Genomic DNA, 15,481 nt, shown 5'->3' with positions numbered 1-15,481 from the left:
CTTGACCGACTCGATAACGACCGGCCCCATAACGACCGACAAGAGCACGAACGATCAGAGCACGAACGAGCCGGGCACGACCGACTTCGACGCGATCGTCGTCGGCGCCGGCTTCGCCGGCATCTACATGCTGCACAGGCTCCGCAACGAACTCGGCTTACGGGTGCGGGCCTTCGACCGCGCCGGCGGCGTGGGCGGCACGTGGTACTGGAACCGCTACCCCGGCGCCATGTCGGACGTCGAGGGCTTCGTCTACCGCTACTCCTTCGACAAGGAGATGCTCCAGGAGTGGAACTGGACCACCAAGTACACCCCCCAGCGTGAGCTCCTCGCCTACCTGGAGGCGGTCGTCGAGAAGCACGGGCTGGGCGAGGACATCCAGCTCAACACCGGCGTCGAGAGCGCGGTCTTCGACGAGTCCCGGGGCGTCTGGACCATCGGCACCGACACCGGTGAGACCTTCACCACGCGGTACCTGGTCACCGCGCTCGGGCCGCTGTCGACGGCGAACATCCCCGACATCGAGGGCCGCGAGCGCTTCCGGGGCAGGATCGTCCACACCGGCGCCTGGCCCGACGACCTCAGCATCGACGGCAAGCGCGTCGGCGTCGTCGGCACTGGGTCCACCGGCACCCAGTTCGTCTGCGCCGCCGCCAAGGTGGCCGGGCATCTGACGGTGTTCCAGCGTTCGGCGCAGTACTGCGTCCCGTCCGGCCACGGCCCGGTCACCGACGAGTACGTCGCGGAGGTGCGGGCCGGCTACGACCTCATCTGGGACCAGGTGCGCGGCTCCCGCGTCGCCTGCGGGTTCGAGGAGAGCGAGGTCCCCGCGATGAGCGTCTCCGAGGAGGAGCGCCGGCGCGTGTTCCAGGAGTACTGGGACAAGGGGAACGGCTTCCGCTTCATGTTCGGCACCTTCTCCGACATCGTGACCGATCCGGCGGCCAACGAGGCCGCCGCGGAGTTCATCCGGTCGAAGATCAGGGAGATCGTGAAGGACCCGGAGACGGCGCGCAAGCTGACGCCGACCGACCTCTACGCCAAGCGCCCCATCTGCAACCCCGACTACTACGAGAACTTCAACCGCGACAACGTCACGCTGGTCAGCATCAAGGAGAACCCGATCAGGGAGATCACCCCCAACGGGGTCGTCACCGAGGACGGCGTGGAGCACGAACTCGACGTCCTGGTCTTCGCGACGGGCTTCGACGCCGTGGACGGCAGCTACAAGCGGATGGACATCCGCGGCCGGGGCGGCGTGACGATCCGGGAGCACTGGGAGGACGGCCCCACCGGCTACCTCGGCGTCGCCACCCACGGCTTCCCCAACCTGTTCATGGTCCTCGGGCCGAACAGCGCCTTCAGCAACCTGCCGCCGGGCATCGAGACCCAGGTCGAGTGGATCGCGGGCCTGATCCGCACGGCTGAGAAGAACGGCACGACCGTGATCGAGGCCACCGCGAGCGCCGAGGACGCGTGGACCGAGACCTGCCGGGAACTCGCGGCGTACACGCTCTTCCCCAAGGTCGCCTCGTGGATCTTCGGCGCCAACATCCCCGGCAAGAAGAACACGGTCATGTTCTACTTCGCCGGGCTGGGGTCCTACCGGGCCAAGCTGAGCGAGGTGGCGGAGGCGGGGTACGAGGGATTCGACCTGCAGGCCAGTCCCTCGCTGACGCCGGCCTGAGACCGTGCGGGGGCGTGCCCCGCGCCGACATACGAGGGTCCGGACGGCCGGGAAGGCCGTCCGGACCCTCCGCGTCCGCTTGAGATAAGCGGCATTTCCTGCTCTCCGGACGAGATATTCAGTGAGGAGTTCTCGTGTTCGAGGCCCGCGATTGTTTAACAAAGAGGCTTGACTCTAATGGTTCATTGTCGGATACGATGAAGTCATGACTGAGACCGTGATTCGCGTCGACGACCAAGTCGCAACCTTCATCAACATCTTCGACGTCGACCCCTCGAAGCAGCAGGAACTAATCGCCATTCTGAACGAGGGCACCGAGAAGGTCATGCAGCACCGGCCCGGCTTCGTCTCGGTGAACATTCTCGCCAGCGCGGACGGCACCCGCGTCGTGAACCTCGCCCAGTGGCGCAGTGTCGACGACATCAAGGCGACCATGGGCGACCCCGAGGCGCAGGCCATCGCGAAGCGGACGGCGGAGATCGCCAAGGCGGCTCCGGCGCCCTACAAGGTCATCTCCGTCCATCACGCCTGACCAGGCACTCCGCGGCAACCCACAAGCGGGTCCGGGCCCCATGCGACACACTCCGTCCGCCTCTCGGCATCGGCGGACGGACGTCGCCCGCGCATCCCCCAGAGCGGGCGGTGTCCGGGGCCCGGCCCTGACCGCACCGCCCACCCGAAGGTGACGAAGAGTAGCCACCCCCGGCCCAGGGAGCGCGACGCCATGACGACTGCCAACACCGCCGACATCGTGATCGCGGGCGCGGGGATAGGAGGGCTGGCCGCCGCGCTCGCCCTGCACGCCAAGGGGATCCACGCGGTCGTGCTGGAGGCCGCGCCCGAACTCGCGCCGCTCGGAGTGGGAATCAACATCCAGCCGGCCGCGATCGGCATACTGACTGAGCTCGGGCTCGGCGAGACGCTGGCGGCCACCGGCATCCGCACCCGCGAGCACCGCTACCTCGACCACAAGGGCACCACGCTGTGGACCGAGCCCCGGGGCGTCGACGCCGGCCACGAGCACCCCCAGTACTCCATCCACCGCGGCGAGCTGCAGATGCTCCTGCTCGCGGCCGTACGGGACCGGCTCGGCCCCGGCGCGGTGCGCACCGGGCTCCGCGTCATCTGCTTCCACCAGACCCCCTCCGGCGTCCGCGTCCTCGCGCACGACGAGAGCGGGGGAGCGGTCGAGATTCAGGCCGCCGCGCTGGTCGGCGCCGACGGGCTGCGCTCCGCCGTGCGGTCCCAGCTCCACCCCGACCGCGTCCCGCTGTCGCCCGCAGGGGTCGACATGTGGCGTGGCCTGTCCGAACTGGACGAGTTCCTCGACGGGCGGACGATGATCCTGGCCAACGACGAGCAGGCCACCCGGCTGATCGCCTATCCGGTCTCCCGGCGCCACGCGGAGCGCGGCAAGGCGCTGGTGAACTGGGTCTGCCTGGTCGCGGCCCCGTCGAAGAGCCTGGCCGGCGACGCGGGCTGGAACCGCCCGGGACGGATCGAGGAGGTGCTGCCCCACCTCGCCGACTGGGACTTCGACTGGCTGCACCTGCCCGCGATGCTCGCCCGCAGCCCCCGCATCCTGCGCTACCCGATGGTCGACCGCGACCCCCTGCCGCACTGGGGAGAGGGCCGGGTGACCCTGCTCGGCGACGCCGCCCACCTGATGTACCCGATCGGCGCCAACGGCGCCTCGCAGGCCGTCATCGACGCCGCCACGCTCGCCGCCGAGCTCGCGGAAGGCGACGACGTGGCCACCGCCCTGCTGCGGTACGAGGCCGCCAGGCGCCCCGCCACGACCGCCATCATCCTCGCCAACCGGAACATGGACGGCGCGGAGCGCGGCATCGCCGGTCGTCCCGGCCACGACAAGACCGCCGAACTCGCGACCATCACGCACCGCTACCGGGTGGCGGTGGAGCGGCGACAGCCGCTCACCTGAGCGGATGGACCGCCCGGCCGGTAGCCGCACTTATCGCCGGGCGGTCCATCCTGGCAGGCGTGACCCGCGTGGAAGGCCGTCGGCGGGAAAATCCGTCCGAGAACGTGGCCGATGAATGGCAGGACCACGCCGCGAGAAAATGGCACGTAAATCGGAATCGACCGCCCCGCGGACGCGATTCTCGATTCACCGGGCATGAAGCGTCGAGACATCCTGACAATGCGTTTACAGAATGTCTTCGGTAGGCCTGGTTACCGGGCTTCGCCGGTTACGGGTGCGGCATCGGACGCCGGACGTCAACGTGGAAACGGCCTCCCGCCGGGTCATGTCTGCGGTCCTCGTCCTTAAGACGAATCGCGGCGCGGAAAGGTGACACGCGGCGGCCGTGCGGGCGGTGTCCGCCGGTGGGCGGACACCGCCTCTCACGACAGGCCGCCGGGCGGCCGGCGCCTCACCGCGTACGGGCCGCCGCGCCGCTGCGCGCCGCACGGCCCGCCAGCTCCGACACGGCGGTCCGGGCCGTGGCCAGCGAGTCCGCCGCCAGGGGCTTGAAGCGGGCCAGGGCGGGCACGTCGGACGCCCTGGTCATCTCCGCGCCGACGAAGCAGAGGTTCTCCGGGGCCACTCCCAGGTCGGTGAAGTACGCCCTCAGGTAGGGCGTCTGGAAGTCGAAGTCCTCCCGTGGCGTGCCCGGGGCGTAGCACCCGCCGTGGGCGGTGACCACCACCACGTTCGTCCTCCGGAGGAGGTGGTCTCCCGTGCCGGCGTCGAGGAAGGCCCCCGGGAAGGTCACCCGGTCGATCCAGGCCTTGAGGGACGCGGGCACGGAGTAGTTGTACATCGGGACGCCCACCAGCACCGTCTCCGCGGCACGCATCTCCGCGATCAGCGGCAGGGTCAGCGCCCACTCACGCTCCTCGGCGGGGCCCTCGGTCATCTCCGCCACCTCCGGCAGCGCGACCGGGCCCCTTCTCTCCACCCGGATGCCGAGGGAGACGAAGGCCGGGGACACCAGCGGGACCGGTTCGGCCGCGAGGTCGCGGTACCGGTACCCCGCGCTCCCGTGCAGACACCGCCAGGTGTCGGCGTACAGTGCCGTCAACTGCCTGGTGACCGAGTCGCCGTGGTCGCTGGCGCTGGAGTCCAGGTGAAGCAGGGACGTCACAGGCTCACCTCCTGTCGCTGCGCGTGCATCGCGCACTCCCTTCCCGATACTTTCCGTCACACACCTATGACGTTCCGTAGTCGACAGAGGTGACAGGGGCGTATCGGTGGGGCCGGAGAGCGGCACGGGTCACTGGTGAGGGCGGCCGGTGAGGAGGGTCGTCACCTCCCGGGCACGCGCGTTGAGGCGTCCGACGAACTCGGTGAGCATCTCCAGCTGGCCGTCGTCGTAGCCGTCGACCACCGCGAGGAACTCCGTCTCGATCCTGGAGAAGATCTCCGTCAGCGCCGCCTCGTGCCGCCCCGTCGACCGGATCAGCACCCTGCGGCGGTCGAGGGGGTCGCGGTGGCGCTCGACGAAGCCACCGCGTTCGAGCCGGTCGATCAGCGCGGTGACGGCCGAGGTGCTGAGGCCGGTCGACTCGGCGAGCCGCCCCGCGGTGAGCTCCGGCTCGTGGCGGGCGAGGTCCAGGCACTTCAGGTCGGTCGGCCCGAGCCCGAACCGGTCCGCGATGGCCTGGTGCAGCGCCAGGCCGCGACCGGCGTTCTCGCGCATCGCGTCCATGAGGGATCGCAGCGCTTCGGATCGATGCCTTGACACGGACGCTCCATCCGGCTGAAGTAGATATCTCGATGCATCGAGATTTCCTATCGGTCGAATGAATTCTATCTGTCAGGGAGCGGAGCATGCCAGGAGAGTCCGTACCCGTCCTCGTCGCCGGGGCAGGCCTGGCGGGCCTGTCCACCGCGATGTTCCTCGGCGTCCACGGGGTGCCCGCGCTCGTCGTGGAGCGCCACACGGGCCTGTCCACCCAGCCCAAGGCGCGGGGGCAGATGCCTCACACCATGGAGGCGCTCGCCACGGCCGGGGTGGCCGGGCGGTTCCTCGCCGCGGCGCCGCCGGGGACGGACGAGAGCATCATCGTGATCGCGGAGAGCGTCACGGGCCGGGTCCTGCACGACTTCGTGCAGGCCGCTCCGGACATGTCCGCCCTGTCTCCCGCGCCGATGGGCATGGTCAGCCAGGAGCGCGCCGAGCGCATCCTCGCCGAAAGGGCCGTCGAACTCGGGGCGGAGATCAGGTTCTCCACGGTGCTGGAGTCGTTCCGGCAGGACGGCGACTCCGTCGTCGCGTCGCTCGTGGACCGCGCGACCGGACGGCGGCGGACCGTCACGGCCCGCTATCTGGTCGGCGCGGACGGGCACAAGGGCACGATCAGGGACGCCGCCGGGATCGCGGCGCACGGCAGGACCTCGTCCGGGCCGATGCGGACGATGTTCCTGCAGTTCGAGGCCGACCTCGACGTGACGCTCAAGGGCGCCGCGTTCGGCCTGTTCTACATCCAGAACCCCGCCCTGCCCGGCGGGTCGGCCACCGTGGTCACCACCGATCACCCCGGCCGCTACGTGCTGAGCTGTGTCTTCGACCCCGGTGAGGAGCCCGGCCCGGACCGGCTCACCGAGGTGATCCGCATCGCCTGCGGGGTGCCCGGCCTGGACCCGCGCGTCGTGGACGCCGCCTGGTCGTCCCCGGGCGGGCACGTCACCCGGGTCGCCGACACCTTCCGCTCCGGGCGGGTCGTCCTGGCCGGGGACGCCGCCCACCTGATGCCGCCGACCGGCGGGCAGGGCGGCAACGCCGCCGTCCTGGACGGCTATCACCTCGCCTGGCGGCTCGCGTACACGCTGGCGGGCCTCGGCGGTCCGGGCCTGGTCGCCTCCTACGACGCCGAGCGCCGGCCGTACGCCGACGTCCTCGCCGAGCAGCAGTACGCGAACATGGTCCAGCGGCACGCTCCGCACCTACGCGACGAGAGTGTCGCCGAGATCATGGATCCCGCGGTGGGACTGTTCGGGTACGTCTGCCCGTCGGGCGCCTTCGCCGCCGAGCCGGACGACGGCCGTCCCCTCTTCGAGAACCCGGCCTCGCCCTCGGGACGCCCGGGAACGCGGGCGCCGCACGTGCGGCTCGACCGCGAGGGCGTTCCGGTCTCCTCCCGCGACCTGTTCGGCACGGCGTTCACGTTGCTCGCGGGTCCGGCGGGAGAACCGTGGGAGAAGGCGGCGGCCGAGGCCGCGCGGCGGACCGGTGTCACCGTCGGGACGCACGTCGTCGGAGCCGCGGGGGGCCTCGGCGATCCGGAGGGCCGGTTCACCGCCGCCTACGGGATCACGGCCGAGGGCGCCTCGCTCGTACGGCCAGACGGCGTCGTCGCCTGGCGGTCGCGTGGCCCCGCCGCCCCCGGCGAACTGGAGGCCGCGCTGCGTACGGTCCTCGCGTGACCGGGCCGGAGCGTGACCAGGCGGCAGCGTGATCGGGCCGGGGCAGGCGGGGGTCAGTAGCCGTAGCGGCTCTTCAGGTGGCGCCAGAGGTCACGCAGCATCCACGCGTCGAACTCGGTGATGGAGGTGGCCGTGCCCGCCTTCATGAGGAAGCAGCACTGGCCGGTCGGCGTCCAGTCGTAGAAGTCGTCCAGCCCGAAACCGTGCCCGATCTCGTGCAGCAGGATGTGGATGTCGTCGCTGCCGAGGTTGTCCACGAGATACTCGCTGCCGACGCGCTGGCCCCAGTCGCCTCCCGCGCCGCCGTCCATGCCCGCCGTGAGCCACAGGGACATGTCGTAGTGGTGGGAGGCCCCGCCGGGACAGTCGGGATAGGCGCCCGACTGGTTGAAGAAGCGGCCGCAGGGCTCCGCGCACTGCGGCGCGTTCTCCCGCATGTCGCCGACGTACACGTCGACCGAGTCGTCGTCCCACTGCAGCGTGGCGCGGTCGCGGACCGCCCAGCCGACCACCTTGACCGGCACCTCGGCGTACGGCCAGCCGTCGTGACCGGCCATCACGTTCATCCACTTGCCGAACGACCTGCCCAGCGCGGCGTGGATGCGGTCGCGCAACTCAGCGGACACGGGGGCGGGGGAGTCCCAGCGGACGCAGTAGTTGATCGATCCGCCGTTGGCCATGATCTGGTCCCAGCCGAAGTTCCGGAAGCCGTACGGATCGCGGTCGCCGGACTCGGTGTGCCGCCAGACCTCGTCGAGCGGCGTGACCAGGGCGGCGGGCGGGTTCCAGCCGCTCTGGGCGGCGGCGGCGGTGTCGGCGAAGGCCTTGACCTCCAGGAGCCCGACCGCGGCCTTCCCGCTCTCCAGCACGATCCGCAGCCGGGTGGTGGTGACGGCGGGGAAGGAGGCGGTGACGTAGCCGTCCACGGTGACGGGGTAGGCGGCGGGGATGTCGGCGTAGGCGGCGCCGTCCCAGCTCTGCAGCCTCCAGGAGACCGGCTCCCGGACGCCGCCTCCGTCGTCGAAGAAATACACCTGCGCCGAGGAGATCGTCTGGGTGGAGGGCCAGGTCAGCAGGGCCCACTGTTCGCCCGCCTGCGGCCACGTGCCCCATCGGCGGTTCCGGAGGTCGTTCGAGCGCGACGGGTCGACGCCGTCGTTGATCGCGGCAACGTTCTCCCAGGGGGAGGTGTAGGAGGCGGTCGCGGTGGCCCAGGGGGCCACGTTGACGACGGCGGCGTCCGACCGCGTGGGCACCAGCAGGAAGCCGGCGAGCAACGCGACGACGGCGAACAGACGCCTCATACAGGCTCCTTCACGGCGACGTGGCGGTCCACGCACCGCTGTGGGGGGTGTGGCACGGTCTCCGAGTTTTTTCCGTCCGATTTGTGGTGTCAAGGGGGCGAATTACGGTCATGTGCCGTTTGGTGCGGCGGAATCGCGGGAGATCGCCCCGGACGTCCGCCGCCATCGCCCGTCCTGCCAGCCGTTTCACCCCGCGAAGCCTGGCGCATCCGGCGGTGAACCGGGGGAGACGCCTTTTCGTCTAGTCGGCATGAGCCGCTTCCCGTCAGCCGCCGTGGTCCTCCCCCTGGGCGTGCTGCTCGTCGTCCCGCTCGCCGCCTCCGCCTGCGGGTCGCCGCCGGACGCCGCCGCTCCCGCCGGTGACACGCGCTACACGGCGACGGGGACCGTGCTGCAGAACAAGGACCACGGGCCGCAGCTGTGCGCCTCGGTCGCGGAGTCGTACCCTCCCCAGTGCGGCGGAGCGGACATCGTGGGCTGGGACTGGAAGGCCGTCGGCGCCGAGTCGTCCGGCAGCGTCACCTGGGGGGAGTACCGGGTGGTCGGCACCTGGGACGGCTCCCGGCTCACGCTCACCGAACCTCCCCGCGAGGCCCGTCCGCCGGGGGGAGACCGCGCACCCGGGGGAGACGGTGGGCCGGGGACCGACATGACCAGTCCGTGTCCGGAACCCGCGGGCGGCTGGCGTCCGGTCGACCGGGCGAAGGCGACCGAGGAGGCCATGCGGGCGGCGATGGACCGCGCGGCGTCCGCGGACGAGTTCGCCGGCGGATGGCTCGACCAGCACTACATGGACGGAATCGACTCCCATGACGTCCGCACCATCGAGAAGATCGGCAACGACCCCAGGCGGTACGTGTTGAACCTCAGGTTCACGGGCGACCTCTCAGGGCGCGAGCGCTGGATCCGCGAGGTCTGGGGCGGCGCGCTGTGCGTGAGCGGGGCCGAGCGGACCGAGGCGGAACTCCGCCGGATCCAGCGTGAGCTGGAGGGGGAGATGCGGAGCCGGCGGTTCCTGAACCTGGCCGTGGACACCGTCGGCAACCGGGTCGGCGCCGGTGTGTACGTCGCCACACCGGAGCTGCGACGGGAACTGGACGACCGCTACGGGAAGGGCGCGGTGGTGCTGGAGGGCTTCCTGAAGCCGGTGGGGAGCTGAGCGCGTCTGTCTGCGTGACCGCGACGTCCGCGTCCGGGCCGGCCGATCCCGGCCTGCCCGGAGAACGGGAGAGCCCCGCGAGGCGGCGACCTCGTGGGGCCATGGGTCCGGCAGGTTCGATGGGCGTGGACTATCCGGTCCTTGCGGCTGTCGCTTCCTGTCTCTCCCTGCTCTTGTCCCTGTTGCCGGGAGCCGTCGTCACCGTCCGAACTCCTCCCCGCCCCGCTCGCTCTCGCGGGTGCGCTCGCGCTCCGGCCCGCGGCCACGGGTCTCCTCCCGCATGCGCTCGCCGCCGCGGGTCTCCTCGCGCATGCGCTCGCGTCCGCGCGGCTCCTCCCGGAAGCGTTCGCGTCCGCGGGTCTCTTCGCGTGTGCGTTCGCGTCCGCGGGTCTCCTCCCGGAAGCGTTCGCGTCCGCGCTCTTCCCGGGCCGGAATTCGCTCGCGGCCACGGATTTCCTCACGGCTGCGCTCGCGTCCGCGGGTCTCTTCCCGCATGCGTTCGCGTCCGCGTTCCTCCCGTATGCGCTCGCGTCCGCGGGTCTCTTCCCGCATGCGTTCGCGTCCGCGTTCCTCCCGCATGCGCTCGCGTCCGCGGGTCTCCTCGCGCATGCGCTCGCGTCCGCGCGGCTCCTCCCGGAAGCGTTCGCGTCCGCGGGTCTCTTCGCGTGTGCGTTCGCGGCCACGAATCTCCTGCCGCGTGCGTTCGCGTCCGCGTTCCTCACGTACGCGTTCCCGCTCCCGGACCTGTCCGGTACGGCCGTACTGGCCGTACCGCTGACGCTCCCGTCCACGGCACCTGCCTCCCGGGCAGGGCTGTGCCGGAGCCTGCATGGCCTGGGCGGTGGTGCCGGCGGCGTTGGCGGACTGCGCCTGCAGCGCCACCGGGGCGGCGAGGGCCGATACGGCGATCGTGCCGGCGGCCAGTGCTTCTCTGAGCATAGGTATCACTCCGTCGACTCCGTGATGTCACCGGGAACTCCGGCCACACGGAGCGCGATTCGATCCATCGAACCTTTGGATCCAGACCCTGGTTCTCACGCTATGGGTAACAAACGGCACAGTCACCCATCAAGCCGCAAACAACGCCTTCGCGCATCAGAAAGCGCAGCTTCCTCTGGTGTTTGGGCGCGTCGTTCCCCAGAGCTCACAGCCGCTTTGCGCGGCGGGCGAAAGCCTTCCGGGGAATTGCGTGAGGTTGGTTGTGCTCGCCCCTGCCGGGGCCGCCGCGTGCTCCGTCCCGTCCCGGCCGTTACCGCGGATCGCCGTCCGAAGCCGCGCCGATTGGGGAGGTTGCCGTGACCGTCGTCCCGCCTCCCGCCTGGTCGTACGCCACCACTCGCCGTGCCCGTCACCGGCGCGGACGCGCCGGGTGACGCGCACGGCATCCATGGGGCCGATCGGCGGACGGGCTGCCGACGCGGACGGCCGGGCGGGCTTTTCCCGGCGTTCTCCTGCACGTCCGTCCGGATACGCGGCCGGTAGATCTTTTCTCTGGGTTTCGGGGCAAAGCGCATAAACGGGGTACATTTGCCCATGCGTTTCGTCCCATTTGTCATGATTATCTTTTGTATGATCGTCGGAATCGCCACCCCCGCGTCGGCCATCACCAACGGCTCGGTGGACCGCGACGATCATCCGCAGGTGGGAGCCCTCATCGGCGACGCCCCGGAGAGCGACGGCACATGGGCGTACTGCACCGGCACGCTGATCTCCCCGACCGTCTTCCTCACCGCCGCCCACTGCGGCCGTCCGGGGAAGCGGACGGCGCGGGTCTCCTTCGCCGGCCGCTACGAGCCCGGGGCCAAGGTCTTCACCGGCCGCTTCGTACGCGACCCGAGGTACACGCGCGGGCACCATCTCCACGACGTGGCGGTCGTCGTCTTCCCCTCCGCGGTCCCCGCGATCAAGCCGGCCAGGCTGCCCGCCCAGGGCCTGCTCGACCGGATGCGGGACGACGGCACGTTGAAGTCGACGCGGTTCACCCCCGTCGGGTACGGCGCGCTGACCCCCACGAAGAGGGAGGGCGGGTGGCGGTTCACCTACAACGACACGCGCAACCGGACGTCCATCTCGTTCGGGCGCCTCGGCGCCACCTGGCTCAGGCTGACGCCTGACCCGGAGCGTGGGGAAGGGGGGACCTGCTTTGGAGACTCCGGCGGCCCGAACTTCCTCGGCACCGCCGACTCCGATCTGCTCGTGGCCACGACGATCAGCGGAGTGGACGACGTCTGCAGGTCGACGAACATCGACTACCGGCTGGACACCCCCTCCGCCCGGGAGTTCCTGAGGTGGTTCGTCGCTCTTCCCTGACGAGTGCGGTGGCCGTCGCGGTCACGCCGCCTCGCGGTCCCGGGCCGGGGCGGCGCCGCCCCGGCCCGGGAACCGCCTGATCAGGACTTCCCGGCGGCCGGCTTCGCGTCCCGCCCCTTGAGATCGGGGGCGGGCTCACCCTTGGCCCCGCCGGAGGCGTCCACCGGCCCGGGCACCACCTCGCCGGGGGGCGGGGCGGTGACGGTCACCGGGGTGCCGAAGCCGGCGATGTCCATGACGAGACGATGGTTGTCCTTCGGGAAGTCGAACTCCAGGCGTCGCACCCGCCCCTCGTCGTCCACGTCCACCTGGCCGGAGAGCGCCGGAGACCGGAACTCCGCGTCGCCGGATCCGGATCCGGATCCGGATCCGTCCGTCAGCGTGAAGGCGAACCGCCGCCCGCTCCACCCGGGGCCGGACGCCGGGCCGTCCTCGCGTACGTCGGTGGCCGCGCGGAGCCGCTCCAGGGCCGCCTGCGGGTCCTGCGGGGCGAGCTTGACCAGGGCGGCCGTCGGCGGCGCGTTCCGCAGTCTCTCGTCGACGCGCGGCAGCTCCTCCCATTTCGACGCGCCGGCCGGCTTCTGGTACATCAGGTCGCCGACGAAGCGGGTCTCGGACGGATCTCCCGCCTCCGCGATGACCCCGACCCGCCGGACGGGATCGAAGGCGCCGTCCCACGTCCGGCCGCCCGACTGGACGTGGATCCGGAAGCTCTCACCGCTCGTGGTGTGGAGGGCGGCGGCCACCTGGGCCTGCGCCGACGTCTGGCTCGCGGGCAGCGCCGTCACGATCACGGTCACCAGCGCGGCGGCTCCCAGCGCGGCGAGCGACGGCACCAGGACCCGCCTCGGCCGGGGGGTGATCGACGGCATGAGGTCGATGCCCGCGGGCCGATCCTCGGTGGCTCTGACGAGCAGCGTGCGCAGGTCTCTCTCGTTCATTTCCGGCTCCTCGTGTCGGTGTCTCACCGGAGACCACTCCCTTCCGCCTCGGCGTGGTTGACCACCAGGCCGGGCGATATCAGTCGCCGCATCGCGTGCAGCCCACGGTGGGTGTGCGACTTGACGGTCCCCACCGAGCAGCCCATGAGGTCGGCGACCTCCGCCTCGGGCAGGTCGGCGAAGAACCGCAGCACCAGGGCGGTGCGCTGCCGCGCGGGTAACCTGGCCAGCGCGTTCCTGATGTCCTCGGCCACCGCCCGCGTCTCACCCAGGTCCTCCGTGCTCGGCATACCGGGGTGCTCGGCGCGCGGGATCTCCCGCCGCCATCGGGCCCGCCACCAGGACCGGTGGGTGTTGACCAGGATGCGCCGCAGGTAGGCGTCGGGCTCGCTGCCGGTGTCCAGCCGATGCCAGACCTTGTACAGCTTGCCGAGGCTGGTCTGCACCAGGTCCTCGGCGGCGTGCCAGTCTCCCGTCAGCAGCACCGCCGTTCTCAGGTGATGGTCGCCCCGGCGCCGTACGAACTCCACGAAATCCGCGTCCACCCGGTCTCCTCTCGTCGGCGGATGCCACCCCGACACGCCCTGAGGCGCGATCCGGGTTGACGAGAAGCGGGAAACGCGCGGCGGACCCGGGCCGGCGCCGCACGGTCCCCGGCCCGGACCTCGGCTGAACCGGTGCAGGGCGGCGGATTCGCCGAGCTGTAAGTTTCACGGTCCGGCGAGACATTCGCACAGGTCACGGGCGTACGGGCCGCACCCCGTGCTTGACCCCCGCCAGGGGCGGAACCACACTCCGCTGGAGTGTTACCCCCTCCGCGCACCACCTTGAGCGGTCCGCATCTCCGGTGCCTCACGTGCCGGTCCATGCGAGGGAATGTTAACGCCAACATCCGGAGCCGATAAGGAACCACGACGTCAAGGCGCGGATCGGCACCGGAGACCATGAGGAGGAGACATGACGCACGACCAGAATGGACCGGTGAGCGGCGAGCGAAGGGCACTGAGCCGGCGGTCCGTCCTGACGACGATAGGAGCCGTCCCGGTCATCACGGCCACGTCGGCCGTCCTGGGGGCCACGGAGGCCGCGGCGGCCACCGCGACCGTCAACCCGTCGGCGCAGCGGCAGACGATCAAGGGCTTCGGCGGCATGACCCACGCCGCCTGGGCCGGCGACCTGACATCGGCCCAGCGGGACACGGCGTTCCAGACCGGCGAGGGCAAGCTGGGGTTCTCCATCCTGCGGATCCCCGTCGGCGAGAGCCAGGCGGACTTCGGCCGTGACCTGGCGACGGCGAAGCGCGCGGTCGAGCTCGGGGTGACCGTCTTCGCGTCGCCGTGGAACCCCCCGGCCAGCATGATAGAGACGTTCACCCGCAGCGGCCAGACCAACGCGAAGCGCCTCAGGTACGACCAGTACGCGGCGTACGCCCAGCACCTGAACTCCTTCAGCACGTACATGAAGAACAACGGGGTGAACCTGTACGCCATATCCGTGCAGAACGAGCCCGACTACGCGCACGACTGGACGTGGTGGACTACCACCGAGATGGTGAAGTTCCTGCGGGAGAACGCCGGCTCGATCAACACCAGGGTCATGGCGCCCGAGTCCTTCCAGTACGTGAAGAGCATGTCGGACCCGATCCTCAACGACGCCACGGCGCTCGCCAACACCGACATCATCGGGGCCCACCTCTACGGCACGTCCTACTCGAACTTCCCCTACCCCCTCTTCAAGCAGAAGGGCGCGGGCAAGGAACTCTGGATGACGGAGGTGTACTACCCCAACAGCACCGACTCGGCGGACACCTGGCCCCAGGCGCTCGACGTGGGCGAGCACATGCACCGCGCCATGGTGGAGGCCGAGTTCCAGGCGTACGTCTGGTGGTACATCCGGCGCAGCTACGGCCCCATGCGGGAGGACGGCCAGCTCAGCAAGCGCGGCGCCATCATGGCGCAGTTTGCCAGGTTCGTCCGCCCCGGATACGTGCGGATCGACGCGACGGCGAACCCGGCGACGAACGTCTACGTCTCGGCGTACCGGAGCGGCAACACCGTCGTCATCGTCGCCATCAACAAGAACACCTCCGCGGTGAGCCAGCAGTTCAGCGTGGCGGGCGCCGGCTCGGCCGGTGTCTCGTCGTGGGTGACCGACGGGAGCAGGAACGTCGCGCCCCAGGCGGCGACGACCATGTCGAACGGCTCCCTCACCGTCACGCTTCCCGCTCGCAGCATGACGACCTACGTGACCAGCCTCAGCGGCTCCTCGCCCTCCGCGACGCCCACGGTGACGCCGACCGTGACGCCCTCCCAGTCGCCGAGCGAGTCGCCGAGCCAGTCACCCAGTCAGTCGCCGACCGGCGGCACCGGTGCGGCCCGGGTCGCCTACACGATGAACAGCTGGAGCAACGGCTTCACCGCCAGCATCAGCATCACCAACACCGGGTCCTCGACGATCAACGGCTGGACGCTGGCGTTCACCCTGCCCTCCGGACAGACCATCACCTCGGGCTGGAACGCCACCTACTCGCCCTCCAGCGGCCAGGTGAGCGCCCGCAACGTCGACTACAACGGCACGCTCGCCCCCGGGGCCACCGTCGACATCGGATTCCAGGCCAGCCACACGGGCAACACGTCCGAGCCCACCTCCTTCACCCTCAACGGCGTCCCCTGCACGGTGGTCTGACCGCCG

At 70.7% G+C, this 15,481-nt stretch carries 13 protein-coding genes; 7 read left to right on the top strand and 6 right to left on the bottom strand.

Going from position 1 to position 15,481, the window contains the following annotated elements; genetic code table 11:
* Position 1: 1 nt before the first annotated feature.
* The 3 genes from FED44_RS17500 (at position 2) to FED44_RS17490 (ending at position 3,629) form a co-directional block, all read left to right on the top strand.
* Positions 2-1,687 carry a flavin-containing monooxygenase gene (locus tag FED44_RS17500; RefSeq protein WP_244302025.1) on the top strand — a complete coding sequence of 562 codons (1,686 nt, stop codon included), beginning with the start codon at positions 2-4 and terminating at the stop codon, positions 1,685-1,687.
* Between the two features lie 205 nt (positions 1,688-1,892).
* A complete protein-coding gene (locus FED44_RS17495) occupies positions 1,893-2,219 on the top strand; it encodes an antibiotic biosynthesis monooxygenase (protein WP_117410145.1) in 327 nt (108 codons plus the stop codon).
* A gap of 192 nt (positions 2,220-2,411) precedes the next feature.
* Positions 2,412-3,629, top strand: coding sequence for an FAD-dependent monooxygenase (locus FED44_RS17490; RefSeq protein ID WP_138461318.1), 1,218 nt, complete (start codon positions 2,412-2,414; stop codon positions 3,627-3,629).
* A 451-nt stretch (positions 3,630-4,080) separates the two neighbouring features.
* Here FED44_RS17490 and FED44_RS17485 read toward each other — a convergent pair whose 3' ends face one another.
* Both FED44_RS17485 and FED44_RS17480 read right to left on the bottom strand, forming a co-directional pair.
* Complete coding sequence (locus FED44_RS17485; RefSeq protein WP_117410147.1) at positions 4,081-4,794, bottom strand: FMN-dependent NADH-azoreductase; 714 nt, start codon at positions 4,792-4,794, stop codon at positions 4,081-4,083.
* 129 nt (positions 4,795-4,923) lie between these two features.
* On the bottom strand, positions 4,924-5,394 hold the full coding sequence (locus tag FED44_RS17480) for a MarR family winged helix-turn-helix transcriptional regulator (protein ID WP_133306161.1): 471 nt from the start codon (positions 5,392-5,394) through the stop codon (positions 4,924-4,926).
* An 86-nt stretch (positions 5,395-5,480) separates the two neighbouring features.
* On the opposite strand from FED44_RS17480, the gene FED44_RS17475 reads away from it, so the two are divergent.
* A complete protein-coding gene (locus tag FED44_RS17475; RefSeq protein ID WP_138461317.1) occupies positions 5,481-7,076 on the top strand; it encodes an FAD-dependent monooxygenase in 1,596 nt (531 codons plus the stop codon).
* 53 nt (positions 7,077-7,129) lie between these two features.
* Here the strand turns inward: FED44_RS17475 and FED44_RS36475 are convergent, their stop codons facing one another.
* A complete protein-coding gene (locus tag FED44_RS36475) occupies positions 7,130-8,380 on the bottom strand; it encodes a cellulose-binding protein (RefSeq protein ID WP_187406107.1) in 1,251 nt (416 codons plus the stop codon).
* A 250-nt stretch (positions 8,381-8,630) separates the two neighbouring features.
* Between FED44_RS36475 and FED44_RS17465 the strand changes: the two genes are divergently transcribed.
* Positions 8,631-9,539 carry a hypothetical protein gene (locus FED44_RS17465; RefSeq protein ID WP_138461316.1) on the top strand — a complete coding sequence of 303 codons (909 nt, stop codon included), beginning with the start codon at positions 8,631-8,633 and terminating at the stop codon, positions 9,537-9,539.
* 198 nt (positions 9,540-9,737) lie between these two features.
* Here FED44_RS17465 and FED44_RS17460 read toward each other — a convergent pair whose 3' ends face one another.
* The gene (locus tag FED44_RS17460; protein ID WP_138461315.1) at positions 9,738-10,478 is read right to left on the bottom strand and encodes a hypothetical protein; all 741 of its coding nucleotides are present in this window, start codon (positions 10,476-10,478) and stop codon (positions 9,738-9,740) included.
* A gap of 630 nt (positions 10,479-11,108) precedes the next feature.
* On the opposite strand from FED44_RS17460, the gene FED44_RS17455 reads away from it, so the two are divergent.
* A complete protein-coding gene (locus FED44_RS17455; protein ID WP_208759034.1) occupies positions 11,109-11,849 on the top strand; it encodes a trypsin-like serine protease in 741 nt (246 codons plus the stop codon).
* 80 nt (positions 11,850-11,929) lie between these two features.
* Here FED44_RS17455 and FED44_RS17450 read toward each other — a convergent pair whose 3' ends face one another.
* Positions 11,930-12,790 (bottom strand): hypothetical protein, encoded by an 861-nt coding sequence (locus FED44_RS17450; RefSeq protein WP_138461314.1) that lies wholly within the window; start codon positions 12,788-12,790, stop codon positions 11,930-11,932.
* A 23-nt stretch (positions 12,791-12,813) separates the two neighbouring features.
* Positions 12,814-13,335: a SigE family RNA polymerase sigma factor gene (locus FED44_RS17445; protein WP_117410154.1), complete on the bottom strand. Its 522-nt coding sequence runs from the start codon at positions 13,333-13,335 to the stop codon at positions 12,814-12,816.
* A 412-nt stretch (positions 13,336-13,747) separates the two neighbouring features.
* Between FED44_RS17445 and xynC the strand changes: the two genes are divergently transcribed.
* Complete coding sequence (xynC, locus tag FED44_RS17440) at positions 13,748-15,475, top strand: glucuronoarabinoxylan endo-1,4-beta-xylanase XynC (RefSeq protein ID WP_117410155.1); 1,728 nt, start codon at positions 13,748-13,750, stop codon at positions 15,473-15,475.
* Positions 15,476-15,481 lie beyond the last annotated feature (6 nt).

Source organism: Microbispora triticiradicis, from assembly GCF_005864065.1.
Classification (GTDB): Bacteria; Actinomycetota; Actinomycetes; order Streptosporangiales; family Streptosporangiaceae; genus Microbispora; species Microbispora triticiradicis.
Note: the sequence above shows the minus strand (reverse complement) of the source record. Positions and strands in the feature narration are given on the sequence as shown.

Bases quoted from the DNA above. Each gene is read 5' to 3' on its own strand.
- FED44_RS17495 (WP_117410145.1), top strand. From the start codon at position 1,893: ATGACTGAGACCGTGATTCGCGTCGACGACCAAGTCGCAACCTTCATC.
- FED44_RS17490 (WP_138461318.1), top strand. From the start codon at position 2,412: ATGACGACTGCCAACACCGCCGACATCGTGATCGCGGGCGCGGGGATA.
- FED44_RS17475 (WP_138461317.1), top strand. From the start codon at position 5,481: ATGCCAGGAGAGTCCGTACCCGTCCTCGTCGCCGGGGCAGGCCTGGCG.
- FED44_RS36475 (WP_187406107.1), bottom strand. From the start codon at position 8,380: ATGAGGCGTCTGTTCGCCGTCGTCGCGTTGCTCGCCGGCTTCCTGCTG.
- FED44_RS17465 (WP_138461316.1), top strand. From the start codon at position 8,631: ATGAGCCGCTTCCCGTCAGCCGCCGTGGTCCTCCCCCTGGGCGTGCTG.
- FED44_RS17460 (WP_138461315.1), bottom strand. From the start codon at position 10,478: ATGCTCAGAGAAGCACTGGCCGCCGGCACGATCGCCGTATCGGCCCTC.
- FED44_RS17455 (WP_208759034.1), top strand. From the start codon at position 11,109: ATGATCGTCGGAATCGCCACCCCCGCGTCGGCCATCACCAACGGCTCG.
- FED44_RS17450 (WP_138461314.1), bottom strand. From the start codon at position 12,790: ATGAACGAGAGAGACCTGCGCACGCTGCTCGTCAGAGCCACCGAGGAT.
- xynC (WP_117410155.1), top strand. From the start codon at position 13,748: ATGACGCACGACCAGAATGGACCGGTGAGCGGCGAGCGAAGGGCACTG.